Below are 25,858 nucleotides of genomic sequence, written 5' to 3'. Positions count from 1 at the left end.
CGATATGTCCACCACCTTCCCGGACCGGACCGGGGCGCCGGACCGCACGGGCCGGATCAGCGAGGCCGACTGCCGCCTCGAGGAGTTCACGGCGCAGCTCGAGTTCGAGACCGACCTGGCCTCGTATCCCTTCGCGGACCGGGCGGTGCGCGGGGTCCTGTTCTACGGCGCCGCGGCCACGGAGGCCGCCGCCGATCCGGACAAGCGCGAGCAGCTGTCCGGCGAGCTGGCGCGCGCGCTCCTGACCGGCCCGGGCATCGTCGTCTTCGACGGTGCCTTCGACCACCGGCACGGCCTCGACGAGTCGACAGCACTGTTCACCGCCATGATCGCCGAACAGCGCGCGGTCGGCTCCGGCGGCGGCGACCATTTCGCCGCGCCGGGCGCGAACGACCGGATCTGGAACGCCCTGACCAAGCACGCGCTCCGCGATCCCGCTTCGTTCGCCCGCTACTACGCCAACGATGTGCTCGCGCTGGTCGCGACCGCGTGGCTGGGCCCGATGTACCAGGTGACGTCCGCGATCAACGTGGTGAACCCCGGCGGGGCGGCGCAGTCCCCGCACCGCGACTACCACCTCGGATTCATGGAACCGGAGACGGCGCAGCGTTTCCCACGGCACACGCACCAGCTCTCCCCAGCGCTCACCCTGCAGGGCGCCGTCGCACAGGTGGACATGCCGGTCTCATCGGGCCCTACCCTGTACCTGCCGTACTCCCAGCGCTACGAGCCCGGGTACCTCGCCTTCAACCTCCCGGAGTTCCGGGACTACTTCGAGGCGAACCACGTTCAGCTCCCGCTGCGCGCCGGAGACGCCGTCTTCTTCAACCCGGCGCTGTTCCACGCCGCGGGCTCGAACCGATCGGCGAGCATCCGCCGGATGGCCAACCTGCTGCAGATCAGCTCGGCGTTCGGGCGCGCGATGGACGCGGTGGACCGGTCCGCGATCCTCCGCGCCGTCTACCCCGAGCTGCAGGGGTTCGCCGCCACCGGAGACGCTCGCGCCGTGGAGAACCTCGTCGCCGCCTCGGCCGAGGGGTACGCGTTCCCGTCGAACCTGGACCGGGACCAACCGCTCGGCGGCATGCACGGCGAGACGCAGGCGGAACTGACCCGCCGCGCGCTGGCGTCCGGTCTGGACCCGGTGGCCTTCGCGGCCGAACTGGCCGCCCTCGACGAGCGGCACCGCCCGTGACCGGGCGGCCCGCCGATCTCGCGGACAGGGTCGTCTTCGTATCGGGCGGCAGCAGGGGCGTGGGCGCCGCCGTCGTCCGCGCGGCCGCCGCGGCCGGAGCCCGCGTCGCCTTCTCCGGACGGGATGCCGCTGTCGGGGAGGCCCTGCGGTCCGACCTGGCCGCGGAGGGGACTGAGGCGCTGTTCGTTCGCGCCGACGTCGCCGATCCCGCGCAGGCGACGGGATCGGTGGAAGCGGTGGTCGAGCCCCTCGGCCGGGTCGACTGCCTGTGCAACGCGGCGGGACTCACGTCTCGTGGCACCCTGACCGCGACCACGCCGGAGCTGTTCGACGAGCACGTCGCGATCAATCTCCGGGCGCCCTTCTTCACCATGGCCGCCGCGGTGCGCGACATGCGCGCACGCCGCGCCCCCGGCACCGTCGTCAACATCATCTCGATGTCCGCGCACGGAGGACAGCCCTACCTGGCGCCGTACGTCGCCGCGAAGGCCGGGCTGATCGGGCTCACCAAGAACGCGGCCCACGCGCACCGGTTCGACCGGATCCGGATCAACGGCCTCAACATCGGCTGGACCGAGACGGAGGGCGAGGCGCAGGTGCAGAAGCGGTTCCACAACGCTCCCGACGACTGGGCGGAGCAGGCCGGGCGCGGCCTGCCCGCGGGTCGCCTCGCATCCGCCGAGGACGCCGCCGCAGCGGTGATCTTCCTACTCTCGGACCGCAGCGGCGTGGTCACCGGCTCGGTGATCGACTGGGACCAGCAGGTCTGCGGCGCGTACGACTGAGAACTTGCACCTCAGACCTATTTGACCGAACATATTGACATGCTGCGCATCGGATTGCGCCTCCGCACGCAGGAGGCCGCGAGCTTCAGCCGCCCCCTCGCGCTCCTCGTGGCGGGCGCGCTGTTCCTCGAGAACCTCGACGGCACCGTCTTGCAGACCGCCGCGCCGGCGATCGCCCGCGACTTCGGGATCGCTCCGGCGGGCGTCAGCCCCGCGATCGTCGGCTACCTGCTGGCGGTGGCGGTCGCGATCCCCGCGGCGGGGTGGGCCGCCGAGCGGTACGGCACACGTCGCGTCTTCCTGTGGTCCGTCGCGGGGTTCACCGTCGCGTCCGTCGCCTGCGCGCTCGCGCCGGACCTGCGGTGGTTGACCCTCTTCCGCATCGCGCAAGGGATCGCCGGGGCGCTGATGATCCCCGTCGGCCGGATCGCGGTGCTGCGGGCGGTGCGCCCCACCGACCTCCTCGCCGCGATGGCGTACCTGACGTGGCCGTCACTCATCGCGCCGGTGATCGCCCCGTTCCTCGGGGGCGTCATCACCGACGCCCTGGGATGGCGGTGGATCTTCGTGCTCAACGTGCCGATCGGGGTGGCGCTGGCGATCGGCGGGGCGTTCCTCCTCCCCCGGCGCGACGAACGGATCCGTACTCCGCTCGACCGCTGGGGCTACCTGCTCACGGCGGGCGCGGTGGTGTTCCTGACGGGCGGCGTCGAGCTGCTCCAGGGCGGGCGCCCCTGGGCGGTAGCCGGACTGCTGGGCGCGGCCGTCGTACTCGCCGTCGCCGCCGGGCGAGGCATGGGCCGGCGCGCCGATCCGCTGTTCGACCTCGCCGTCATGCGGATCCCGACGTTCCGCGCCGGCAACGTGAGCGGATCGGTCTACCGCGCGGTGATCACCGGCGCGCCCTTCCTGTTCGTGTTGCTCTTCCAGGCGGGGTTCGGATGGAGCGCGGCGACGGCGGGCGCGATGGTGACGGCGGTGTTCATCGGCAACGTCGGGATCAAGCCGCTCACCTCGCCGATCATCCGGCTGCTCGGCTTCCGGCGCACCCTGGTGTGGTCGATCGTCGCGGGCGCGGCGACACTGCTCGCGTTCGCCCGGGTGCACGAGGCGACGCCGACGCCGGTCGTCGCCGCGCTCCTCGTCTTCTCCGGGATGGTGCGGTCCATCGGCTTCAGCGCCTACAACACCGTCATGTTCGCCGACGTACCGCGCGATCTGCTTCCGGCCGCGAACAGCCTGTCGGCGACGCTGCAGCAGGTCGGCACCGCGCTCGGGGTCGCGGCCGCCGCGGCGGCGGTGCGCCTCGGCACCGGTGTCGCGGACCCGGATGCGGTGGAGTCCGCCTACCGACTCGCCTTCGTGCCCTTCGCGGCACTGCTCCTGATCCCGCTGGCCGGAGCGTTGAGGCTGCCCGCGTCGGCCGGTGAGCACGCCGCCGCCCGACGGTGACCGCACCGTCGGGCAGTGGCGGGGCGTTACAGGCGGACCGTGACGCCCTCCGCGGCGGAGCGCCGCGTGGCCGCGAGAGCACGGGCCTGCGCGATCGCATCGGCGCGGCCGAACGGCGGGCTCACCTCTCCGGCGAACGCCGCGCTCGCGGCCTCGAACTCGATCCGGTAGGCGTCCTCGTTGTCCGGGCCCGCTGCGGTGAGCCGGAAGGCTCCGCTCGGGTCTGCGGGCAGACTCTCGGACCGCTCTCCACGGATCACTTCGATGGTGCCCGAGCGGCACAGCCACGGGTCCTCGACGACGATCCGCCCCGAGCTGCCGACGAGCTCGAGCTGATCGCGCCGCTCCAGGTCGAGGCCCACGTCGATGAGCCCCATCGCGCCGGAATCGAGCTCGAACACCGCGGAGGCGCGCAGATCGTGGCCCGCGCCCGTCCCGGTGGGGTCGGCGACCCGCACGGCACGCACCGTCGACGGTTCGCCGCCGAACAGGCGGACCGCACTGACGCAGTATCCGCCGAGATCCGCCAGCGCGCCGCCGCCGAGGTCGGTCGTGCGCCGGATGTCGCCGGGCGGGGCGCTCACGCTGAGCGCAGCGCGGACGAGCGCGAGCTCACCGACCGCGCCCTCCGCGAGCAGTCGACGGACCAGCAGCGTCTGCGGGTGCAGCCGCCACATGAAGCCCTCTATCGCGAGCCGCCCCGCACGCTCCGCGGCGTCGAAGACAGCCGTCGCCTCATCCGGGTCCAGGGTGAGCGGCTTCTCGCACAGCACGTGCTTCCCCGCCTCCAGCGCCCGGATCGCCCACTCACCGTGGAGTGTGATCGGCAGCGGCACGTAGACCGCGTCGATGCCGCTGTCGGCGAGCAGCTCCTCGTAGCTCCCGAACGCGACGGGCACCCCGACCTCGGCGGCGTACGCCGCGGCACGATCGGGCTCGCGCCCGGCGACGGCGACGAGCTCGGCACCGTCGGCCGCAGCGATCGCGCGGGCGGCGACCCGACCGATCCCCGACGTCGACAGCAGGCCCCAGCGCACCGTCACGCGCGGACCTCCACCACGGCTCCGGTGCGGAGCGACTCGGCAGCGGCGTCGGCGAGCAGCAGCGCGGCCCGGCCGTCGTCGAACCCGGGCGACGCGACGCCGCCGGTCTCGGTCATCGTCACGAAGGCGTCGAGCTCGGCACGGTAGGCGGGCGTGTAGCGATCCAGGAAGAAGTTCAGGGCCGGGCCCGCGGCACCGGTGTACGCCGCCCCCGAGAAGTTCACGGAGGTCGCGTGCTGATTGGCCGCGGTGAGCGCGCCCAACGCGCCGAAGGCCTCGAGCCGCTGGTCGTAGCCGTAGGCGCAGCGCCGGGAGTTGGTGATCGTCGCCAGCTGCCCGCCGGCGCCGCGCAGCACCACCATGGCGCCGTCGACGTCGCCGGCCGCGCGGATCTCCGCGGAGACCAGGTTCGATCCCAGGGCCGACACCGCCACCACCTCGCCGAGGAAGGACCGAGCGAGATCGAGATCGTGGATCATCATGTCCCGGAACAGCCCGCCCGACGAGGCGACGTAGTCCGCCGGCGGCGGCGCGGGATCGCGGCTGACGATGGTGAGCTGCTCCAGCGGGCCGACCTCTCCCGCGTCGACGCGACGGCGGACCTCGGCGAAGGAGGCGTCGAACCGCCTGTTGAAGCCGAGCATCACCCTGTCGGTGAGGTCGCCGAGATCGGCGCGGCAGGCGTCGACCCGGGCGATGTCGAGGTCGATGGGCTTCTCGCACAGCACGGTCCGGCCGGTGCGCACCGCTCGGCTGAGCAGGTCCACGTGCGTCGGCGTGGGCGAGGCCACCACGACGGCGTCCACATCGCCGGCCGCGAGGACGTCCTCCACGTCGGTCGCCCACGCCGCGCCGTAGCGCTCCCCGACCTCCCGTGCAGCCGCCTCGATCGGGTCGAAGACCCACGTCAGCTCGGCGCGGTCGCTCACCGCGACGGAATCGGCGTGCACTCGCCCGATCCGGCCGCAACCCAGCACCGCGATCCGGGTCCTGCTCATCGCACCTCCTCCAGTTTCTGCGCTCCGCGCAGCGTCTCGACGGCCAGCGCCACGGATTCGCGCTGGCCCAGCGTGTAGTCCTCGTTCTCGATGGACAGCGGACCGTCGTAGCCCGCGAGGCGCGCGTTCGCGATGAACCGCACCCAGAAGTCGACGCCGTCGGGGTGCCCGGTGCCGACCGCGACGTAGTTCCACGCCCGCTCCTCGGTGCGCGGGTTCGGGACGGTCTCGAGCCGCGAGGCGACCGCAGCGCGGTCCTCGATGCGGGTGTCTTTGGCGTGGACGTGATGGATCGCGCCGTCCAGCGCGCGGATCGCGGCGAGCGGGTCGGCGCCCATCCAGATGAGATGGCTGGGATCGACGTTCGCGCCCACCGCGTCGCCGACGGCGGCGCGCAGCCGTAAGAGGCCGGGGACGCTGTAGACGAGCTGGTTCGCGTGCATCTCGACGGCGATCCGCACGCCCCTGGCACGGGCCTCGTCGGCGATCGGCCCCCACCACTCGATCGCCCGCTCCCACTGGTAGTCCAGGAGTTCCAGATTCTCGGGCGGCCAGACGGTGGTGATCCACGGTGGCACGGTGTCCCCCGGATAGCCGGGAAGGCCGGACATAGTGACGACGGTGCCGATCTCGAACTCCTGCGCGAGCTGGAGAGCGCCGCGCAGGACGGCGGCATCGCGCTCCCCGTGCCGGGGATGCAGCGGGTTACCGGAGGCGTTGAAGGCCTCGAGGCGCAGGCCGCGAGACGCGATGTCGCGGGCCAGGGCCGCACGCGCGCCACCGTCGCTGCGGAGTTCCGCCAGGTCGGCGTGCGGGGCGGGCGACCACCCGCCGTGCACGCCGCCCAAGCCGATCTCGACGGTCTCGACACCGAGGTCCACCGCGGTGTCGAGCGCCTCGGCGCGGGTCAGGTCCGAGAGACTGTCGGTGAGCAATCCGATCTGCACGTCAGCCCCCGATCCCGGACGACGCCGGAACCGAGAGCCCGAACAGACCGCGGCGGCGCACGAAGGAGTCCTCGGGCACCCCGATGTCGGCGAGGCCCGAGGCGCCCGAGGCGAAGAGCGCACCGTCGAGCGGGAGCGGCACCGTCGCGCCGAGGGCGCCCGACGCGTACGCGGCGACCGTGATCTCGAGGATGTGCCGGGCGACTGCGGCATCGACGACGGGGGCGCGGCCGCCGGCGACCGCATCGGCGAAGTCGAGCACGGTCTCCCGCATCGACGCGGCGATGAGCGGCTCCAGTTCAGCTCCCATCGGGAGGTCGGCGGTGCGCGTCCCGGACTTCGTGGTGACGGTGAGAGATTCGAACGGCGCCCACGGCATGGTCCCGTCCGCACGGTAGTGGGCGACGGCCCGGCCGCGATCGCCCTCGACCGCGATTCCTCCCTGGCCCACGCCCCAGCCGATGTTCACCAGCGCGACGCGACGGCCGGCCTCGAGGCGACACAACGCGATTCCGTCAACGGCGTCGCCATCTGTCGCGCTGTCCACGAAGGCCGAGACCCGCTCCGCACGCGCGCCGAGGAGCGCCTCGGCGAGGTACACACCGTGCAGCATGTCGACCAGGACTCCCCCACCCGCCTGCGCGGGATCGTGGCGCCACGCGGGACGGTACCCCGCCGCGCCCGGCAGGTCCAGGACACCCAGCATGTCGACGCGCGCCGTGCGGATCTCACCCAGCTCGCCGGAGTCGATGATCCTCCGGAGCGCCACCACCTCCGGGAAGAACAGGTAGTTCGCGACCACGGCGAGCACCGTTCCCGCTTCCGCGGCGGCCGCGCGCATGGCCTCGGCGTCCGCGGGGACCGCGGCGATCGGCTTCTCGCACAACACGTGCTTGCCCGCGCGGGCGGCGGCGACCGCGACGTCGCGGTGCAGGTGCTGCGGGGTGCACAGGTCGAGCGCGTCGACGTCCTCGCGGGCCAGGAGGTCGGCGACGTCCGCGTGCACCTGCTGCGGCGTGAGTCCTGCGGCGACACGGCCGAGCTCGAGCCGCTCCGGGGTCGGATCGGCGATGCCGACGATGCGGAACCGGTCGTCGGCGGCGAGGTACGCGGGGATGTGAAAGCCCAGGGCGATGTTGCCGCAGCCCACGAGGGCCACGCGGATCGGCTCGGTCATAGTCTCTCGATTCGGGTCGGAGTGGTCAGGCGTCGACGGCGGCGGGGCGCCCGGTCTCGTCGGAGCGGACGGCGGCCTCGACGACGGCGAGGGTCCGGACCCCGTCGGCGACGTCCGGAAGATCAGCGAGATGGGGCCCGGGATCGTCGCCCAGGGCGTCGGCGAACAACGCGAACGCGAAGTCGCGGTAGAGATTCGCGAAGGCGAGTGCGTATCCGTCCGGGTGCCCCGCCGTGAACCGGGCCGCGGCGAGCGCGGCGGGCGTGGCCCCAGGGCCGGACTTGGTCAGGAGGCGGTCCGGTTCGCCGTCCGCGCGCCAGCACAGCGTCTCCGGGGTGTCGTGGTTCCAGGAAAGGCTGCCGCGGTCGCCGTGGACGGTGATCGCGAGCCCGTGGGTCGCCCCCGCGGCCTGCGAGGTCGCCCAGCACCGCCCGCGGGCGCCGCCCTCGAAATCGAGCGTCAGGTAGGCGTTGTCGAAGGCCACGTGCGCCGGATCGACGCGGGCGAGGTCGGCGTGAACCGTCGTGATGCGGCGGCCGGCGACGAACTCCGCGAGATGCACGGCGTGCGTCCCGAGGTCGGCGATCAGCGCGGTGACCCCGCCCTCCGTGCCGTCCACGCGCCACGAGCCGTGCGGTGTGTTCGCCGCGTACATCCCACCGGCGAACCTGCTCTCGACCAGGGTGATCCGGCCGAGGTCGCCCCGGGCGACCATCTCCCTGGCCTGCCGGACCATGGGATAGCCGCTGTAGCAATGGGTGAGCATGAGGCGGCGTCCCGAGCCGGCCACCGCCGCCGCGACCCGTCGGGCGTCTGCGGCGGTATCGGTGAGCGGCTTCTCACAGATCACGTGGAAACCCGCGGCCAGGAGGTCGCACGCGATCTCGGCGTGACTCGACGGCCGGGTCGCGACGATGACCGCGTCCACCCGGTCCGCCCGCGCCGACTCCCCCGCGATGAGGGCGCGGTGGTCGGCGTAGGTGCGATCGGGTGCCACGAGCCACGACCGCCCGGTGGCCGCGTTCGTCGCCGACGTGCGGGAGAAGGCTCCCGCCACGAGGTCCCACACCCCGTCGGTACGGAGCGCGATGGCGTGGGTCTCGCCGATGTAGCTGCCGATCCCACCGCCGACCATCGCGACCCGCAGCCGGCGACCGAAGCGTTCGAGGAGCGTCGCCGTCACTCGCTCACCTGCGCAGTTCGTGGCTGAGCGTCTCGAGCTCGTCGCCGCCCGCCATCTGCGAGGTCAGCTCGTCGAGACTGATCTCGTCGTAGGTGCAGTCGAGCTTCTGGCGTCCGCGGTTGAGCAGGACGAAATGGTCGCCCACCATGTAGGCGTGGTGCGGGTTGTGGGTGATGAAGACGACGCCGAAGCCCTGGTCCCGGGCCGCAGTGATGTATCGCAGCACCATGCCCGACTGCTTGACCCCGAGGGCCGCGGTCGGCTCGTCGAGGATCAGCACGCGTGCGCCGAAGTAGATCGCCCGCGCGATGGCGACGCACTGCCGCTGGCCGCCCGACAGCGAGCTGATCGGAGCGTCCACGTCGGGCAGGTCGATGCCCATCTTGAACAGCTCCTCCTTCGTGGTGGCGCGCATGGTCTGCACGTCCAGGCTCTTGAGGAAACCGGAGCGCAGTTCCTGCCCCAGGAAGAAGTTGCGCCACACCGGCATCAGGCCCACGACAGCGAGGTCCTGGTAGACGGTGGCGATCCCCTTCTCGAGCGCGTCCTTCGGCGAGTCGAGCATCGTCGCCACGCCGTCGACGAGGACCTCACCCTCGCTCGGCTTGTGCAGGCCCGCCATCGTCTTGATGAGCGTCGACTTGCCGGCACCGTTGTCGCCGAGCACGCACGTGACCTCGCCGGGGAAGACCCGGAGGTTGATCCCCTTGAGCGCGATGATGTTGCCGTACTGCTTGCCGACGTCCTTGAACTCGATCAGCGCGACCTTGTCGTCGCCGGTCTCGGGGCTCTCGACCGAAATGTCGTCCGTGGTCATAGGGTCACCTCTTCGCGGCGAAGTTGCGGAATGCGTTGTTGGCGATCACGGCGAACAGCAGCATGATGCCGAGGAAGAACTTGAACCAGTCGGGGTTCCAGCCGGCGTAGACGATGCACTGGTTGACCATGCCGAAGATGAACGCGCCGATCATCGCGCCCACCGCGGTGCCGTAGCCGCCGGTGAGCAGGCAGCCGCCGATGACGGCACCGATGATGTAGAGGAATTCGTTGCCGACGCCCTGGCCGGACTGGACGGTGTCGTAGGCGTACAGCAGGTGCTGCCCGACGAACCAGGCGCAGAAGGCCACGAACATGAACAGACCGATCTTGACCTTGGTGACCGGGACGCCCACGGCGCGTGCGGAATCCTGGTTGCCGCCGACGGCGAAGATCCAGTTCCCGACGCGCGTGCGCATGAGGACGTACGTGGCGACGACCGTGAACAGCACCCACCAGAGGACCGTGACCTTGAGCCCGACCCCGAAGACATGGATCGTCGACGAGAAGACGGCCTGCGCCGACGGGAAGCCCTGCATGTCCGCGATCGTCGGGGTGGCGACCTGACCGGTGACCATCTTGGTCACCGCGAGGTTGATGCCGGTGAGCATGAGGAAGGTCGCCAGCGTGATGAGGAAGCTGGGGATCCTGGTTCGCATCACCATGTAGCCGTTGAAGGCACCGACCGCGAGCGACAGCCCCAGGGCGAGGAGTGATCCCACCCAGGTGTTCAGGTGCAGGTTGTAGGCGAGCATCGACGCCGCGAGGGACGAGAAGGTCACGGCCACACCGGTCGACAGATCGAACTCGCCGCCGATCATCAGCACGGCGACCCCGCAGGCCATGATGCCGATCGTGGAGCTGGCGTAGAGGACGGTGGCGAAGGCCTCCGGGCTGCGGAAGGGCGGCGCGACGATGAGGAAGAAGATCAGGATCGCGATCGCGCCGATCAGCGCACCCACCTCGGGGCGCAGGATCAACCGCTGCAGCGGCTTCTGCTTCTTGACGCGCTCGTCGGTGACGGGCGTGTGCGTGCTCAGATCAAGAGCCTCGTCGGTGGTCATCAGCGGGTACCGCCCTTGGCGAGCTCGGCGACCTTGTCGACATTCGTCTTATCGATGAACGCCGGGCCGGTGAACACCGCCTGGCCGCCGCCGATGGTGTTGCCGTTGATGATCTGCAGCCAGAGCGAATCGATGGCGAGGTAGCCCTGGAGGTAGGGCTGCTGGTCGACGGCCCACGCGACCTTGCCGTTCTGGATCGCGCCGACCAGGGCTGCGTTGGTGTCGAAGGTGACGATCCGGGGCTTGGCACCGGCACTCTCGACCGCCTTGGTGGCCGTCAGCGCGAAGGGCGCGCCCAGCGCCACGACGGTGTCGATGCTCGGGTCCTGCTGCAGCTTGGCGTTGACCTTGGACTGCACATCGGTCATGTCCTCGCCGTTGACGTTGAGATTCTCGACGGTGCCGCCCGCGAGGCCGGTCCGCACGCCCGCACAGCGCGATTCGAGCTGGACCTGGCCTTGCTGCTGGATGATGCAGATAGCCTTCTTGGCACCCTCCTTCGCGAGGCGCTCGCCGACGGCGACGCCCGCGGTGGTCTCGTCCTGGCCGAAGTACTGCTGGATCCCCATGCGGGCGTAGTCGTTGTAGCCGGCGTTGAACGCGGAGACCGGAATCCCCGCCTTCTGCGCGTTCTGCACGACGGCCTGGAAGGCGTTCGGCGTGGAGAGGGTGAGCGCGATCCCGTCGACCTTGCTGTCGATCGCCGCCTGCACGAGGTTCGCCTGGTTCGGGGCCTGCGGGTCGTTGGAGTAGCGGAGGGTGACGTTGTCCTTCTTCGCCGCCATCTCCGCCCCCTTGCGGATGAGGTCCCAGAAGGTGTCGCCGGGCTGCTGGTGCGTGACCATGGCGATGGTCAGGCGCTTCGTGCCCGCCGAGCCGACGCCGGCACCGCCGTCGCCGCTGTCGCGCGGCGCGCCGCCCGTGCTCGAGCACCCCACCACCGTGATCAGCGCGGCCGTGCCGGCCGCGGTCGCGGCGAGCAGAGTACGGAGCCTCCGCGGCCGCTGCGTGGTCTTCTTCATTGCTGTGTCCCTTCGACCTCACCGAGTGAGACGACCCACTCGCTGAGCTGAATGTAGTACAGATCACAGCGCTTGCCTAGTGTTTGTTCAGACATACGCACATTGACGCGATCTTGCGGCTCAACCGGGAGCTCCAGTGGTTCCCCGGACGATCAGTCGCGGTGCGAGAACATCTCTCCGACTGTCGCGCGCCACCGACGGTGCGCCGCCGCCGTCCGCCCCCATCCGGTCGCGCAGGAGCGCACCCGCCCGGTTCCCCACGTCGAAGCTGCGGTCGTCGACAGTGGTCAGGTCGACGAGACGAGCCGAGGCCAGCGACGTGTCGTCGTAGCCCACGACGGACAACTCCCGCGGGACGGCGAGCCCGCGCTCCCGCGCCGCGCCGAGCACGCCGACGGCCAGCACGTCGTTCGCCGCGAAGATCGCGGTGATCCGCGGACCCGCCGCGAACAACTCGGCTGCCGCACGGAAGCCCGCCTCGTCCGACGCCTCCCCGCGCCAGGACGCTTCGACCACCGTCGCCCCCAGGCGCGAGGCCTCGTCGGCGAACGCCGCACGTCGCGCGTCGCCCGCGCCGCCGGCCGCGGACACCTGCCCGAGCGCGCGATGCCCCAGTTCGCAGAGGTGCCGCGCCACGAGGCGCGCCCCCGCGTCGTCATCGTTGGCAACGGCGTCGAACCGGGCGTCGCGCATGGCCCGCGTGCCGGCGACCACGACCGGCGGGAGCACCGCACCGTCGCGCGCGAGCAGTGAACGCGGGGGATCCATGCCGAGAACGAGCCCGTCGACCCGCATCGCGAGCATGGATTCGACCGGATCCTCGGCCTGGTCCGCGGTCGCGACGTCAACGACGGCCAGCCGGTAGCCGGCCGGCCCCAGCGCCGCGTGCAGGCCGCGCACGAGGTCCACGAACCACAGGTTCGTGTAGTCGTCGATCAGCACCCCGACGGTGCGCGTGCGACGCGCGGCGAGACTCGCCGCCGCCCTGCTGGGGCGATACCCGAGGTCAGCGATCGCCTCCTCGACGGCGCGGCGCGAGCCCTCCCCGACTCGAGGAGACCCCTGCAGGACGAGCGAGACCAGGGACTTCGATACCCCCGCTCGCGTCGCGACGTCGTAGATCGTCGGCCGTTTACCCGCCATCACACTCCTCTTGACAGGACATACGAACATTATTCATGATTGTTGGAGCGCTCCAACTCCATCGACGCTAGGCCGCGACGGAGCGCACGGCAACCCCTGAAGGAGGGACATGAGCAGCAACAGCATCGGCGTCGCGGTGATCGGCGCCGGCATGGCGGGCAAGGCACACGCAGCCGGCTATCGATCCGCCACCGCCGTCTACGGCCCCGGGCTGCCCGACGTGCGGCTGGTTTCGATCGCGGACGCGTACGAGCCGCTGGCGCAGGACACCGCCCGGCGCTTCGGCTTCGAACGCCACGACACGTCCTGGCAGGCGATCGCAGCGGCGGACGACATCGACGTGGTGAGCGTCGTCGTCGCCAATTCGCTGCACCGCGAGATCGTCGAGTCCCTGCTGGCCGCGGGCAAGCACGTGCTGTGCGAAAAGCCCTTGTCGGACTCGCTCGACGACGCCCGCGCGATGGTGGCCGCCGCAGACGCGGCGGCGGAGCGTGGTGTTCTCGGGCGGATCGGCCTGACCTACCTCCGATCGCCGGGCATCACACTGCTCGGTGACCTGGTGCGCAGCGGGCGGCTCGGTCGGCTCATCAATTTCGACGGTGCGTACTGGACCGACTACGCCTGCGACCCCGACGGCCCCATCAGCTGGCGGTTCAAGGGCCCCGCCGGCTCGGGCGCCCTCGCCGACGTCGGCAGTCACCTCACCTACATCGCCGAGCTCTTCGGCGGCCCAGTCGCCACGGTCCGCGGCGCGACGCTGCACACGACGTTCCCCACGCGGCCGGTGCCGCTCGGCCGCGTGGTCGGCCACGAGCACGGCGCGGTGAGCGACGAGCGGGGAGCCGTCGAGAACGACGACGTGGCCGGCTTCTTCGTGGACTTCGCCGGCGGCGGGACGGGTGCCCTGCAAGTCTCCCGCGTCGCGGCGGGGCACCCCAACACCCTGAAGTTCGAGATCTTCTGCGAGCGCGGTTCGGCCGCGTTCGACTTCCGCAACCCCGGGCAGGTCCAGGTCGTCTTCACCGACGGCGACCACGCGCTCGGCGGGCCGCGGACGGTGACCCTCGGCCCCGATCACCCGTACTGGCGCGGCGGCCTCGCCATGGACGCACCCGGTGTCGGAATCGGCCAGAACGACGGCTTCGTCTTCCAGGCGCGCGCCCTCCTCGAGGAGATCGCGGGCCTACCTGCCGACGAATCGTTGCCGCGCAACGCCGACTTCGCCGACGGATTGCACAACATGGAACTCATCGACGCCGTCGCCCGCTCCGCTGTCGCCGGCGGAGCACCCGTGGACGTGCCCGCCCTCCTCCCCCAGCCCTGACATCCCCGACGGAGAATCCCATGAAACTGGGCCTGTACAACGCCATCTACCACGACCGCCCGCTCCCCGACGCGCTCCGCGCGATCGCCGACGTCGGCCTCACCGGCATCGAGCTCAACACCGGCGGCTTCCTGCCGCCCGTGCACGTGCCGAACATCGCGGACATCCTCGCGAGCGACACCGCCCGCGACGACTTCCTCGGGACCTTCGAGGGCACCGGCGTCGCCATCGCCGGGCTCAACTGCAACGGCAACCCGCTGCACCCGAACCGCGCGATCGGCGCCCGCCACGCCGACGACGTCCGCCGCTCGATCCGGCTGGCGGCCCGCCTGGGCCAGGATCGCGTGGTCACCATGTCCGGACTGCCGGGCGGCGACCCCGCTGCGGCGCACCCGAACTGGGTGGTCAACGCATGGAACTCCGCGGCCCTGGACGTGCTGGATCGCCAATGGGAGATCGCCGCCGACTTCTGGCGCGAGACCGACCGTCTGGCCGCGGACCACGGAGTGAAGGTGGCCCTCGAGCTGCACCCGCAGAACCTCGTGTTCAACAGCGCGTCGGTGCACGAGCTGGTCGAGCGGACCGGGTCCACTCACCTCGGCGTGGAGCTCGACGCCTCGCATCTGTTCTGGCAGCAGATGGACCCGGTCGCCGTCGTCCGGCACCTCGGCGATCTGGTGGTGCACGCCGCCGCCAAGGACGTCCGGATCAACCCGGAGCACGCGGCACTGAACGGGGTGTTGGACAACTCCTTCCGCCGGCTCGGTGCCGACGAGCCGCGGACCAACCTCGGTGGCGACGAATGGGCGAACGAGTGGCCGCGGGAGTCGGCGTGGGACTTCGTCGCGCTCGGCAAGGGGCACGACGTGGCGTACTGGACCGAGTTCCTCCGCGCCCTGTACGAGGTCGATCCGGACATGCTCGTGAACATCGAGCACGAGGACACCGAGCTGGGCCGCGAGGAGGGCGTCGCCGTCGCGGCCGAGGTCCTGCTCGCGGCGGACGCCGCGCTCACGGCATCCCTGCGGACGGAACCGGCGCGCGGGTGACGGACGACGGGTGCCGACGGTCCGCGGACCGTCGGCACCCGTTCCGCGCGGACTACGCGAGCGTCACCCAGCGCCCCTCGTCGACCGAGCGGGTCATGGCGTCGAGCGCGCGGGCGCTGCGCACCGCATCGTCGACGGTGGCACCCTCGGGGACGCCGGTGACGATGGAGCGCAGGAAGTGCTGGGCCTCGATGACCTTGAGGTCGTCGTAGCCCATGGGGTTCGCCGCGCCCGGCTGGAACGCGGCGTAGTCGCCGCTGCCGGGCCCGACGTGCACCATCGACACCGGCTGGTCCTGGAAGTCCGCACCGACCGACGCCTCGAGCTCGCCCATCCGCCGGTAGTCCCACCGCACCATGCCCGACGTGCCGTGGATCTCGAAGCCGTAGGAGTTCTGCTCCCCCACCGCGATCCGGCTCGCCTCCAGCACGCAGCGCGCCCCGGAGGCCAGCCGGAGCTGCGCCGACAGGTAATCCTCGTTCTCGACGGGGCCGCGCACGCCGGAGGTCGCGAGCTGATGCCCTGAGGTGGCTCCGGTGGGCTCCGCCCGCTCGGGAATGAAGATCGCCGTATCGGCGACCAGTGCGTCGATGTCCCCGAGGAGATGGGTGACCAGGTCCACGCCATGCGAACCGAGGTCCCCGAGCACGCCGTTGCCGCCCCGATCGCGCTGGTAACGCCAGGTGAGCGCGCCGTCGGGGTGCGCCGCGTAGTCGCTGAACAAGCGGAAACGCGCGTGCGTGACGGCACCGAGCCGGCCCTCGGCGATCATCGCCCGGGCGGCCTGGACGGCGGGGGCGTTGCGGTAGTTGAAACCGACGGCGGTGCGGCGGCCGTTCCGCGCCGCGGCCGCGGCTACGGCGGCAGCGTCGGCCTCGGTCAGTCCGACGGGCTTCTCGATCCAGAGATGCTTCCCCGCGTCGAGCACGGCGACGCCGATATCCCGGTGCAGGAAGTTCGGCACGGTCACCGAGACGGCGTCGATCGACGGATCGTCGAGGACCGCACGCCAATCGGTGTACGCGGCCTCCGCCCCGAAGCGGGCGGCGAAGGCCTGCGCGCGCCCTGCGACGTCGTCGGCCACCGCGACCAGGACCGGCAGCGCAGGCCCGTCCGGATAGTGATGCGGCACCCGGGCGTACGCCTGCGCGTGCACCCGCCCCATCCAGCCCATGCCGATGACCGCAACCCGCACCGGGTTCGGATCCTGCTGTGTCCCGTGGTGCATCGCGCGCCACCTCCTTCGTTTCTCGCCGAGCGAACCGCATCAGAATGCCAGACTGCACCCCACATGTCCGAACATTCTTTCAATCTTGTGGAACTACTTGTCAAACTCGGCCGCCATCTGATGTGATGTACCTCACGCGACAGCGGGAAGGACTCCAGGATGACGCACGGAAGCACCAGCACGCCGGAGGGCGGAACGGCATTGCCCGCCCTCAGACCGGGCCCCCACCAGCGGCGGATGGACCTCGTCGCGGTGGTCGCGACCTTCGGCGGGCTGCTCTTCGGCTACGACACCGGCGTGCTCAACGGCGCGCTGGAACCGATGAAGCACGACCTGGGACTCACCACGACGACCGAGGGCCTGGTGGTCAGCACCCTGCTGATCGGCGCCGCTGTGGGTGCCCTGTGCTGCGGCCGCCTCGCCGACGCCATCGGTCGCCGGAAGACGATGATCATCCTCGCCGTCGTCTTCTTCGTCGGCACGCTGGGCGCGGTCTTCGCGAACGACCTGGCGGTGATGCTGCCCGCCCGGTTCGTCCTCGGTCTCGCCGTCGGCGGCGCATCGGTGGTCGTCCCCGTGTACCTGTCCGAGCTCGCCCCCACCGAACGACGAGGCGCGCTCGGCGGACGGAACGAACTGGCGATCGTCGTCGGCCAGCTGCTCGCCTTCGTCATCAACGCGATCATCGCGGCGGTCTGGCCACCGCTCACGGACGCCAATCCCGACGGCCATCCCGGCGTCTGGCGGATCATGCTCGCCGTCTGTGCGGTCCCCGCCGTATGTCTGTTCCTCGGCATGCTCCGGATGCCCGAATCGCCGCGCTGGTACATCTCGAAGGGTCGCCACGACGAAGCCCTCGCGGTGCTCATGCAGGTTCGCACCGAGGACCGGGCACGAGCGGAGATGGCGGAGGTCGAGCACCTGGCCCACGAGGAGGAGGCCGCGCAGACGGGCGGATGGGCCGATCTCGCCATCCCGTGGGTCCGCCGCATCATGCTGGCCGCGGTGATCCTCGCCGTCGCTCAACAGCTGACCGGCATCAACTCGGTCATGTACTACGGAACGGAGATGCTCAAGACGGCGGGCTTCAGCGACAGTGCTGCCCCCATCGCCAACATCTTCATGGGCGTCTCCGCGGTGGTCGGCAGCGCGATCTGCCTCTTCGTCCTCATCGACCGGGTGCCCCGCAGGACCCTCATCATCCTGGGGATGGCCGGCGTGACCATCTGTCACGGCCTCACGGTGCTGTCGGCACTCGTTCTGCCCGAGGGCAAGGTCCAGGCGTACGCCGTGCTGATCTTCGTCGCTCTGTTCGTCCTCGCCATGCAGACGGCGCTCAACGTGCCGGTCTGGGTGTGCCTGTCCGAGCTCTTCCCCCTCCGCCTGCGCGGCTTCGGCATGGGGTTGTCGGTCCTCGTACTGTGGCTGACGAACGCGCTCGTCGGACAGTTGTTCCCCACGCTGATCAAGGCCGGTGGCATCGTCGGCACGTACGGGACCTTCTTCGTGGTGTGCGCGCTGTTCGGTGTCCTCATCTACAAGACCCTGCCCAATACCAGCGGCCGCTCGTTGGAGGACTTGGAGGAGTCCTTCTCCCGCGGCGACTTCCGCTGACCGGCCCACCAGACACGAGGAGCAACATGACCATCATCGTCGCGGTCCCCGGGACCACCGAGGGCCCCGTCGCCCTCCGCGCGGGTGTCGCAGAGGCGAAAAATCTCGGTACCGACCTCGTCGCGGTCAACCTCGGCATCGCGAAACTCGATGTCTCGGGCTTCGCCGGCGACGTGCCGATCACGGTCGTCGAGCGGACGGGGCGCGGGGACCGCGACCCCGTGGACGCGGTCCTGGACGAGATCGACGAGCGCGGCGCGACGAGGCTGGTGATCGCCGTCCGCCGCCGGTCGCTCGTGAGCAAGGCGGTGCTCGGCAGCGTCAGCCAGCGGCTGATCCTCAATTCCCCGATCCCCGTCCTCGCCGTGAAGGACGATGGAACCGAGGCCTAGCCTCGAGGGCGTGATGCCCTCTGCGATCGTCCGCACCGACGCGGGCGCGGTCCGCGGCGTCGTCGCCGACGGCGTGGCCGCCTACCGCGGCGTCCCCTACGCCGCCTCCCCCGTCGGCCCGCTGCGGTTCGCGGCGCCCGTTCGGGCACCGTCATGGACGGGAGAACGGGACGCCTCCACCGCGGGCCCGGCCGCGCCGCAGGGACCGTCGCGACTGGAGGCCGTGATGGGCCGGCGCACGCCCGACTGGGACGAGGACGGCTGCCTCACCGTGAACGTCTGGGCACCCGCCGACGCGAGCGGCCTCCCCGTCCTGCTCTGGTTCCACGGGGGCGGCTTCACGAGCGGCTCGGGCGGTTGGGACTGGTACGACGGTGCGCGGCTCGCGGCGGCGGGCGGGATCGTGGTGGTCACGGCGAACTACCGCCTGGGGCCGCTCGGCTTCCTGTACGTCCCGCTTCCGGACGCGGACAACCTCGGCCTCCGCGATCAGGCGAGCGCGTTGGATTGGGTAAGCCGGAACATCGCGGCCTTCGGTGGTGACCCGACGCGGATCACGGTGGGCGGACAGTCCGCCGGGGCGTACTCGGCGCTGCACCTGGCGCTCTCCCCCACGACGGCACCGCTGGTGCACCGGGTGCTGGCGCAGAGCGGCCCGTTCGGGCTGGCCCCGCAGGACCTCGATGAGGCGACCGCCCGCGCCGAGCGCTTCCTCGGCCTCGCCGGCGTCGACGAGCCCACGGCGCTCCGAGCGCTGCCCGCCGCGCGGCTTCTCGCCGCGTACGCCGCGCTGGCGGCCGAGACAGCGGTGCCGGAGGACCTCGCGCCGCCCATGTATCCCGTGCTCGGCGGCTTCGGGACCGAAGTGCCCTGGCGGGAGGGACTTCCCGCGCTGCAGGGGAAGCCGCTCATGATCGGGACCGTCCGCGACGAGATGACCGCCTTCGTCGCCTCCGATCCCCGGATCGACCGGCGCGATCCGGCGCGCGAGCGCGCGCGGGGTGAGGCCGTGTTCGCCGCGGATTCACGGGAGATCGCCGACCGGCACTCCTCGGCGGGGAACGCGGTGTACGCCTACCGGTTCGACCGCTCACCCGGCGACGACCCGAAGCGGCTCGGCGCGACGCACTGCGCCGAACTCCCCTTCGTCTTCGACGCGCTCGGCGCTTACGCGAACGCCCCGATGCTCGGCCCCGTCGACGACCGGGACCGCGAGCTCGCACGCCGACTCTGCCGCGCCGTCGCGGGGTTCGTCGCGACCGGGAGTCCGGCCGACGGCGGCTGGACCGCCTATCGCCCGGGCGATCCGGCGACCGTCCGCGTGCTCGACCGCGCCTGAGTCAGCGGTCCTCGGCGAGGCTGGTCAGCGTGCCGATGCCCTCGACGGTGACGGCGACGTGCTGCCCGGCGGTGAAGGGCCCGACGCCCTCGGGGGTGCCGGTGAGGATCACGTCACCGGGAAGCAACGTCATGACCGACGAGATCCACTCGACGATGTCCCCGACCGAGTGGATCATCAGCGAGGTCCGCGAGTCCTGCTTGATCACGCCGTCGAGCTCGGTGTAGATCCGCGCGTCCGACGGGTCGAACTCGGTCTCGATCCAGGGCCCCAGCGGGCAGAAGGTGTCATAGCCCTTGCCCCGGGTCCACTGCCCGTCGTGGCGCTGCTGATCGCGCGCGGTGACATCGTTGGCGACGGTGTAGCCGAGGATCACGTCCTTGGCCTTGGCGGCCGGCACGTCGCGGCAGGGCTGACCGATCACGATCGCGAGCTCGCCCTCGTAGTCCACCTGCTGCGAGCTGCGGGGCAGCTTGATCGGCGCGAGAGGGCCGATGATCGAGGTGTTGGGCTTGATGAAGATCACCGGATCCTTCGGCGCCTCGCCGCCCATCTCCGCGGCGTGCGCCGCGTAGTTCTTGCCGATGCAGACCACCTTGCTGGCGAGGATCGGGGCGAGCAGTCGCACGTCGTCGAGTGCCCAGCTGCGGCCGGTGAACTCGGGAGTTCCGAAGGGATGCTCGGAGATCTCGCGGGCCCGGGCACCATCCTCCGGGTCACCCTCGATGGCCGCGAACGCGACCCCGTCACTACTGGCGATTCGTGCAAGGCGCATAGGTCGAGCCTACCGTTCGACGGGAATACTTCGATCAGCTAGGCTTCATCCCACAATGTAGTCATAGCGTTCCACTGATTGGGATTCGATATGGAGATGTCAGCCGCCCGCCGATGGTGGATCCTGGTGGTGTCCATGACCGCCGCGATCACCACGACCGCCGCCGTGAACTGCACCGCGTTCCTCATCCCGCAGCTCATCCGCGACGGGCTCTCCGTGCAGCGCGCGGGGCTCTTCGCTGCTGCGGCCCCGGCGGGCCTGCTCCTCACGACGATCCTGTGGGGCGCGCTCATCGACCGCTACGGCGAGCGGCGGGTGCTGCTGATCAGCATGGCCGGCGCCACCGTCGGGCTGGCGGGCACCGTCGTCGCCTTCGCCACCCGCGCGCCCCTGACGGTCGCCGCCGCGTGCCTGTTCTTCGCCTCCGCGATGGCGGCGAGCGGGAACGGTGCCAGCGGCCGGATCGTGGTCGGCTGGTTCCCCGCGTCCAGCCGCGGCACCGCGATGGGGATCCGCCAGACCTCCCAGCCACTGGGTATCGCCCTGCTGTCCCTGACCATGCCCCTCCTTGCGAATCGCGCGGGCCTCACCGTCGCGATGACCGTGCCGCTGGCCGTCGCGGCGATCTCGCTACTCCTGGTGTGGGCGTTCATCGTCGACCCGCCGCGCCCCGCGTCGGGATCCGCCGCGACCGGGGCCCGGGCGAACCCGTACCGCGAGGACACCTTCCTCGCCCGCATCCACGCCGTCTCACTGCTTCTCGTCCTGCCGCAGGGCGCGATCTGGACCTGGGGCATCACGTGGCTGATCGTCGGACTGCACTGGGCGCCGGCCACCGCGGGTCTCCTGGTCTCCGCGAGCCAACTCCTCGGCGCCCTCGGGCGGATCGCGGCGGGCGCCTGGTCGGACCGGCTGGGCTCGCGGACGGCACCGATCAAATGGATCGCGCTGGCCGCCGCGGCGGCGATGGGCGGGCTCGGCGCGCTGACGGCGATCGGCTCTCCCGTCGCGGTGGTCGTGTTCCTGGTGGCCTCGATGGTCACCGTCGCCGACAACGGTCTGGCCTTCACCGCGATCGCCGAGAAGGCGGGACCGTTCTACAGCGGCCGCGCGCTCGGGATCCAGAACACCGGACAGTTCGTCGCCACGACCGCCGCGGGGCCGATCCTCGGCGCGCTGATCCACGCGACGAGCTTCGGCGCCGCGTTCGCCATCGTCGCGCTGGCGCCGCTCATCGCCTACCCGCTGGTCCCCTCCGACGCGCAGGCGCCCGAACCGCAGGAGGCGGCACCGTCGTCGCCCCGGAAATGACGCGACAGCGTTAGCCGGAGCGCTTCCTGGGAAACGTCCGCGGCTAACGCTGTCGAGTCGGAGCGTAGGTGCCGGCGGAGAGCTACGCGCTGAGGGCGGCGGCGATGCGGTCGCCGACCTCGGTGGTGCGGATGGGGGCGTCGCCGCGGGCGGCGAGGTCGGCCGTCACGGCCGCCTCGATCCGTGCGGCGCCCTCCTCGTTGCCGAGGTGGCGCAGCAGCATCGCAGCGGACAGGATCGCCGCGGTCGGATCCGCGACGCCCTGGCCGACGATGTCGGGCGCGCTGCCGTGCACGGGCTCGAACATCGAGGGGTTCGTGCCCGTCGCGTCGATGTTGCCCGACGCGGCGAGACCGATGCCACCCGAGATCGCACCGGCCTCGTCGGTGAGGATGTCACCGAAGAGGTTGTCGGTCACGATGACGTCGAACCGCGACGGGTCGGTCACGAGGTAGATCGTAGCCGCGTCGATGTGGCTGTAATCCACTGCGACATCGGGGAACTCGGCGGCCACCTCGTCGACGGTGCGCTGCCACAGCGAGCCGCCGAAGACGAGCACGTTGGTCTTGTGCACCAGTGTCAGCTTCTTCCGGCGGGACTGCGCCAGCCGGAAGGCGAAGCGCACCACGCGCTCCGCGCCGAACCGAGTGTTGACCGAGGTCTCGTTGGCGACCTCCTGCGGGGTGCCCACGCGGATCGCGCCGCCGTTGCCGGTGTACGCGCCCTCGGTGCCCTCGCGGACCACGACGAAGTCGATCTCACCCGGATTCTTCAGGGGCGACTCGACACCCGGGAAGAGCTTCGACGGGCGCAGGTTCACATGGTGATCCAGTGCGAACCGCATCTTCAGCAGCAGACCCCGCTCGAGCACGCCCGGCGGTACCTTCCGCGGATCGCCGATGGCGCCGAGCAGGATCGCGTCGTGCTCGCGCAGCGACGCCAGGTCCTCGTCGGTGAGCAACTCGCCGTTGCGCTCGTAGCGCCGCGCGCCCAGGTCGTAGTCGGTGGTCTCGATCTCGCCGACCACCGCGCGCAGCACCTTGAGCGCCTCGTCCGTCACCTCGGGGCCGATGCCGTCCCCGCCGATCACCGCGAGCTTCACGACAGGTCCACCTGAGCGATGGTGGTGGCGGCGACCGCGTCCGCGATCGCCTGCTGCACCTGCGCCGGGACGGCCTGGCTGACACGCAGCAGCACCGTCGCGCCGGAGCCCTCGGCGTCCTGGCTCAGCGCCGCGGCCTGGATGTCGATGCCGGCGTCGCCGAGCAGCGTGCCGATCTTGCCGAGCGAACCCGGCTGGTCGCCGTAGGCGATGAACAGGTTCAGGCCCTCGGCGCGCAGGTCGAAGTTGCGGCCGTTGATGTTGGTGACCTTCTCGACGCGGCTCAGGCCCGACAGGGTGCCCGCGACGTTCTGGACGGTGCCGTCGCCGTACACGGCGCGCACGTCCACGAGGCTGCGGTGGTTGGGGCTCTCCGAGACCTTCTCCAGCTCGACGGTGACGCCGCGCTCCTCCGCCAGGGCGGGGGCGTTGACGAAGGTGACCGCGTCCTCGATGACGGCGGAGAACAGGCCCCGCAGCGCCGAGAGCTGCAGGATGTCGACGTTCTCGCTGGCCAGCTCGCCGCGGACGGTGACGCCGATCTTCTCGGGCAGCTGGCCGGGCAGTCCGCCCAGCAGCACGCCGAGCTTGCGGGTGAGCTCGAGCCAGGGCGCGACCTCCTCGTCGACGGCGCCACCCTTGACGTTGACGGCGTCCGGCACGAACTCGCCGGCCAGGGCCAGGCGCACGCTCCTGGCGACGTCGGTGCCGGCGCGGTCCTGGGCCTCCGAGGTCGAGGCACCCAGGTGAGGGGTCACGACGACCTGCGGCAGCTCGAAGAGCGGGCTGTCGGTGCAGGGCTCGGTCTCGAAGACGTCGAGGCCGGCACCGAAGACGTGGCCGGAGGTGATCGCGTCGGCGAGCGCCTGCTCGTCGACGAGGCCGCCGCGGGCGGCGTTGACGATGATGACGCCCTTCTTGGCCTTCGCCAGGAGTTCGCGACCGATGAGGCCCTTGGTCTCCGGGGTCTTGGGCAGGTGCACCGTGATCAGGTCGGCGCGCTCGACGAGCTCGTCGAGCGAGAGCAGCTCGATGCCGAGCTGGGCGGCGCGGGCCGGGCTCACGTAGGGGTCGTAGGCGACGATCTTCGTCTCGAAGGCGGCGAGCCGCTGCGCGACGAGCTGACCGATCCGGCCCATGCCGACGACGCCCACGGTCTTGCCGAGGATCTCGACGCCGTTGAACGCGCTGCGCTTCCAGGTGTGCTCGCGCAGGGTCTTGTCCGCGGCGGGGATCTGGCGCGCGGTCGCGAGCATCAGCGCGACGGCGTGCTCGGCGGCGGTGTGGATGTTCGACGTGGGCGCGTTGACCACGAGGACGCCGCGCTCGGTGGCGGCGGGCACGTCCACGTTGTCCAGGCCGACGCCCGCGCGGGCGACGATCTTGAGCTTGGTGGCGGCCGCGAGGACCTCGGCGTCGACGGTGGTCGCGGAGCGCACGAGCAGCGCATCGGCCTCGGGGACCGCGGCGAGCAGGGCGGGGCGGTCGGGGCCGTCGACCCACTTCACCTCGACGTCGTCACCGAGCGCCTCCACTGTCGACGGTGCCAGCTTGTCGGCGATCAATACCACGGGACGGGTCACTTGCGCTCCTCATTCACGGTGCCGGTTGCACCGTCAGCTTAGTGACCAGCGTCGGGCGCCTTCCGCGCCGGGTTGCCGGGAGCGTGCGGGCCGAAGATCCGGCGCACCGCGAGCGCCACCTCCACGTCGAGCCGGTCGTCGCCGATCTCCCTGCCCCGGCGCTCCGCCGCGCGCCGCACCCGGTACTTCACCGAGTTGGCGTGCATGAGCTGCTGCTCGGCCGTCGCCTTGAAGCTGCCGCCCGTGCGCAGGAAGACCTCCAGGGTGCTCCGCAACCGCTCGTCGGCGGCGGTGTCGCCGGTCAGGGCCCCGAGCACCCCGTCGGCCCACGCCCGCGCCGCGCCGACGTCCTGCGCGACGAGGGCCGCCAGGCCGACGCCCGGATCCGTCGCGACGAGCAGCCGCGCGTCCGTCGCGTCGGCGACCCGGCGTACGTCCCGCGCCGCGCGGTTCGTCGCGCGGAAGCCGTCGAGGCCGACCCGCGGCGGTCCGAGCACCACCCGCGGCGCATCCGCGTCGGCGGCGACGAACTCCCGGGCGGCGGCGGTCGCCGCATCCCCGTCGGCGACCGGGAGCCACGCCCACGCGGTGAGCCGGTCGACCGCGACCGTGAGCGGCGGTGCGACGGCGCCGGCCGCGGCGCCGAGGTCCCGGAGGAAGCGCTCGATCCGCTCGACCTCGTCGACGCCCTCGGGGTACCAGACGACCACCCCGATGTGGGTCGCGCGCAACGGGTACCGGATGCTCGCGGACGCGGCGGCCACGCTCGGCACCTCCCCGTCGAGCACCTCGAGGACGCGGACCGTCCGGGCGCCACTGCGGGCGTCCACCCACGCCGCCCGTTCGGTCTCGTACTCGTCGAGCACGCGCCGCGTGACGACGTCGTTGTAGTCGAAGGACCACCCCACCAGCCAGCGCATCGCCGCCTCGCGGAGGTCCTGGCCCGCGTCGGGATCCGCGTCCAGGGCATCGCCGATGAGGGCGATGATCGTCTGCTGGCCGAGGTAGTAGGCGCGCACGAGCGAGGTCGCCGCCATGCCGCGCTGCGCGACGCGGCGCGGGTACTCGAGCGCGGCGAGCGGAACCTCGATGCGCTCCACGGGGACGTCGAGGACGACGGCGTGGGTGACGTTCTCGACGTTGGCCTCGACGCTCGCGGCGAGTGCGCCGAAGATGGCGTCGTCCGCCCGCAGGTCGGGTAGGTCCGTTGCGATCCGCTCCGTCATGGCGTCGGACACCGCGCGCCGGGGCGCGGCACTGAGCACCCGGGCGATCAGCCGCCGCGGCGCGTCGGGGTCCATCGCCAAATCCTAGCT

At 71.4% G+C, this 25,858-nt stretch carries 23 protein-coding genes; 9 read left to right on the top strand and 14 right to left on the bottom strand.

Annotation, left to right across the window (positions count from 1 at the left end; all coding sequences use genetic code 11):
- The first annotated feature begins 4 nt into the window (after positions 1–4).
- The 3 genes from FK530_RS20515 to FK530_RS20505 are packed head-to-tail and all read left to right on the top strand — an operon-like array spanning position 5 to position 3,432.
- Positions 5–1,195: a phytanoyl-CoA dioxygenase family protein gene (locus FK530_RS20515; protein ID WP_146488830.1), complete on the top strand. Its 1,191-nt coding sequence runs from the start codon at positions 5–7 to the stop codon at positions 1,193–1,195.
- On the top strand, positions 1,192–1,980 hold the full coding sequence (locus FK530_RS20510) for an SDR family oxidoreductase (RefSeq protein WP_146488829.1): 789 nt from the start codon (positions 1,192–1,194) through the stop codon (positions 1,978–1,980). Before FK530_RS20515 ends, FK530_RS20510 begins: the two co-directional genes overlap by 4 nt.
- A 39-nt stretch (positions 1,981–2,019) precedes the next feature.
- Complete coding sequence (locus FK530_RS20505; protein WP_146488828.1) at positions 2,020–3,432, top strand: MFS transporter; 1,413 nt, start codon at positions 2,020–2,022, stop codon at positions 3,430–3,432.
- 26 nt (positions 3,433–3,458) lie between these two features.
- On the opposite strand, the gene FK530_RS20500 is transcribed toward FK530_RS20505, so the two are convergent.
- The 9 genes from FK530_RS20500 to FK530_RS20460 form a co-directional block, all read right to left on the bottom strand.
- On the bottom strand, positions 3,459–4,475 hold the full coding sequence (locus FK530_RS20500; RefSeq protein WP_193560355.1) for a Gfo/Idh/MocA family protein: 1,017 nt from the start codon (positions 4,473–4,475) through the stop codon (positions 3,459–3,461).
- The gene (gene iolG, locus FK530_RS20495) at positions 4,472–5,473 is read right to left on the bottom strand and encodes an inositol 2-dehydrogenase (protein WP_146488827.1); all 1,002 of its coding nucleotides are present in this window, start codon (positions 5,471–5,473) and stop codon (positions 4,472–4,474) included. Before iolG ends, FK530_RS20500 begins: the two co-directional genes overlap by 4 nt.
- Positions 5,470–6,420, bottom strand: a complete 951-nt coding sequence (locus tag FK530_RS20490; RefSeq protein ID WP_146488826.1) for a sugar phosphate isomerase/epimerase family protein — start codon at positions 6,418–6,420, stop codon at positions 5,470–5,472. Before FK530_RS20490 ends, iolG begins: the two co-directional genes overlap by 4 nt.
- 1 nt (position 6,421) lies before the next feature.
- The gene (locus FK530_RS20485) at positions 6,422–7,597 is read right to left on the bottom strand and encodes a Gfo/Idh/MocA family protein (protein ID WP_146488825.1); all 1,176 of its coding nucleotides are present in this window, start codon (positions 7,595–7,597) and stop codon (positions 6,422–6,424) included.
- 25 nt (positions 7,598–7,622) lie between these two features.
- The gene (locus FK530_RS20480; RefSeq protein WP_146488824.1) at positions 7,623–8,780 is read right to left on the bottom strand and encodes a Gfo/Idh/MocA family protein; all 1,158 of its coding nucleotides are present in this window, start codon (positions 8,778–8,780) and stop codon (positions 7,623–7,625) included.
- A 4-nt stretch (positions 8,781–8,784) separates the two neighbouring features.
- Positions 8,785–9,597, bottom strand: coding sequence for an ATP-binding cassette domain-containing protein (locus tag FK530_RS20475; RefSeq protein ID WP_146488823.1), 813 nt, complete (start codon positions 9,595–9,597; stop codon positions 8,785–8,787).
- 4 nt (positions 9,598–9,601) lie between these two features.
- A complete protein-coding gene (locus tag FK530_RS20470; RefSeq protein ID WP_146488822.1) occupies positions 9,602–10,660 on the bottom strand; it encodes an ABC transporter permease in 1,059 nt (352 codons plus the stop codon).
- Complete coding sequence (locus FK530_RS20465; RefSeq protein WP_146430695.1) at positions 10,660–11,682, bottom strand: substrate-binding domain-containing protein; 1,023 nt, start codon at positions 11,680–11,682, stop codon at positions 10,660–10,662. The genes FK530_RS20470 and FK530_RS20465 overlap by 1 nt, the downstream gene beginning before the upstream one ends.
- 120 nt (positions 11,683–11,802) lie before the next feature.
- Positions 11,803–12,825, bottom strand: coding sequence for a LacI family DNA-binding transcriptional regulator (locus tag FK530_RS20460; RefSeq protein ID WP_146488821.1), 1,023 nt, complete (start codon positions 12,823–12,825; stop codon positions 11,803–11,805).
- Positions 12,826–12,934: 109 nt separating this feature from the next.
- Here FK530_RS20460 and FK530_RS20455 point away from each other — a divergent pair, with 109 nt between their 5' ends.
- On the top strand, positions 12,935–14,149 hold the full coding sequence (locus tag FK530_RS20455; protein ID WP_146488820.1) for a Gfo/Idh/MocA family protein: 1,215 nt from the start codon (positions 12,935–12,937) through the stop codon (positions 14,147–14,149).
- A 20-nt stretch (positions 14,150–14,169) separates the two neighbouring features.
- Positions 14,170–15,198, top strand: coding sequence for a sugar phosphate isomerase/epimerase family protein (locus tag FK530_RS20450; RefSeq protein ID WP_146488819.1), 1,029 nt, complete (start codon positions 14,170–14,172; stop codon positions 15,196–15,198).
- 52 nt (positions 15,199–15,250) lie between these two features.
- Here the strand turns inward: FK530_RS20450 and FK530_RS20445 are convergent, their stop codons facing one another.
- Positions 15,251–16,426: a Gfo/Idh/MocA family protein gene (locus FK530_RS20445; RefSeq protein WP_146488818.1), complete on the bottom strand. Its 1,176-nt coding sequence runs from the start codon at positions 16,424–16,426 to the stop codon at positions 15,251–15,253.
- A 159-nt stretch (positions 16,427–16,585) separates the two neighbouring features.
- Here FK530_RS20445 and FK530_RS20440 point away from each other — a divergent pair, with 159 nt between their 5' ends.
- Genes FK530_RS20440 through FK530_RS20430 form a run of 3 tightly spaced genes read left to right on the top strand, consistent with a single transcriptional unit; the run spans position 16,586 to position 19,771 of the window.
- Complete coding sequence (locus FK530_RS20440; protein ID WP_166443323.1) at positions 16,586–18,040, top strand: sugar porter family MFS transporter; 1,455 nt, start codon at positions 16,586–16,588, stop codon at positions 18,038–18,040.
- Positions 18,041–18,066: 26 nt separating this feature from the next.
- Positions 18,067–18,432 (top strand): universal stress protein, encoded by a 366-nt coding sequence (locus tag FK530_RS20435; protein WP_146488817.1) that lies wholly within the window; start codon positions 18,067–18,069, stop codon positions 18,430–18,432.
- A gap of 13 nt (positions 18,433–18,445) precedes the next feature.
- Positions 18,446–19,771, top strand: a complete 1,326-nt coding sequence (locus FK530_RS20430; RefSeq protein ID WP_146488860.1) for a carboxylesterase family protein — start codon at positions 18,446–18,448, stop codon at positions 19,769–19,771.
- A gap of 1 nt (position 19,772) precedes the next feature.
- Here the strand turns inward: FK530_RS20430 and FK530_RS20425 are convergent, their stop codons facing one another.
- Entirely contained in the window at positions 19,773–20,546 is a 774-nt protein-coding gene (locus FK530_RS20425) for a fumarylacetoacetate hydrolase family protein (RefSeq protein WP_146430709.1), read from the bottom strand.
- 90 nt (positions 20,547–20,636) lie between these two features.
- Between FK530_RS20425 and FK530_RS20420 the strand changes: the two genes are divergently transcribed.
- Positions 20,637–21,857: an MFS transporter gene (locus FK530_RS20420; protein ID WP_146488816.1), complete on the top strand. Its 1,221-nt coding sequence runs from the start codon at positions 20,637–20,639 to the stop codon at positions 21,855–21,857.
- An 82-nt stretch (positions 21,858–21,939) separates the two neighbouring features.
- Here FK530_RS20420 and FK530_RS20415 read toward each other — a convergent pair whose 3' ends face one another.
- The 3 genes from FK530_RS20415 to FK530_RS20405 are packed head-to-tail and all read right to left on the bottom strand — an operon-like array spanning position 21,940 to position 25,843.
- Positions 21,940–22,959 carry a 3-isopropylmalate dehydrogenase gene (locus FK530_RS20415; protein ID WP_146488815.1) on the bottom strand — a complete coding sequence of 340 codons (1,020 nt, stop codon included), beginning with the start codon at positions 22,957–22,959 and terminating at the stop codon, positions 21,940–21,942.
- The gene (gene serA, locus FK530_RS20410; RefSeq protein WP_146488814.1) at positions 22,956–24,542 is read right to left on the bottom strand and encodes a phosphoglycerate dehydrogenase; all 1,587 of its coding nucleotides are present in this window, start codon (positions 24,540–24,542) and stop codon (positions 22,956–22,958) included. The genes FK530_RS20415 and serA overlap by 4 nt, the downstream gene beginning before the upstream one ends.
- Before the next feature lie 38 nt (positions 24,543–24,580).
- A complete protein-coding gene (locus FK530_RS20405; protein WP_146488813.1) occupies positions 24,581–25,843 on the bottom strand; it encodes an RsbRD N-terminal domain-containing protein in 1,263 nt (420 codons plus the stop codon).
- Positions 25,844–25,858: the final 15 nt, after the last annotated feature.

Source organism: Tsukamurella conjunctivitidis, from assembly GCF_007858475.1.
GTDB classification, from domain to species: domain Bacteria; phylum Actinomycetota; class Actinomycetes; order Mycobacteriales; family Mycobacteriaceae; genus Tsukamurella; species Tsukamurella conjunctivitidis.
This window is presented reverse-complemented; position numbering and strand designations above follow the sequence as displayed.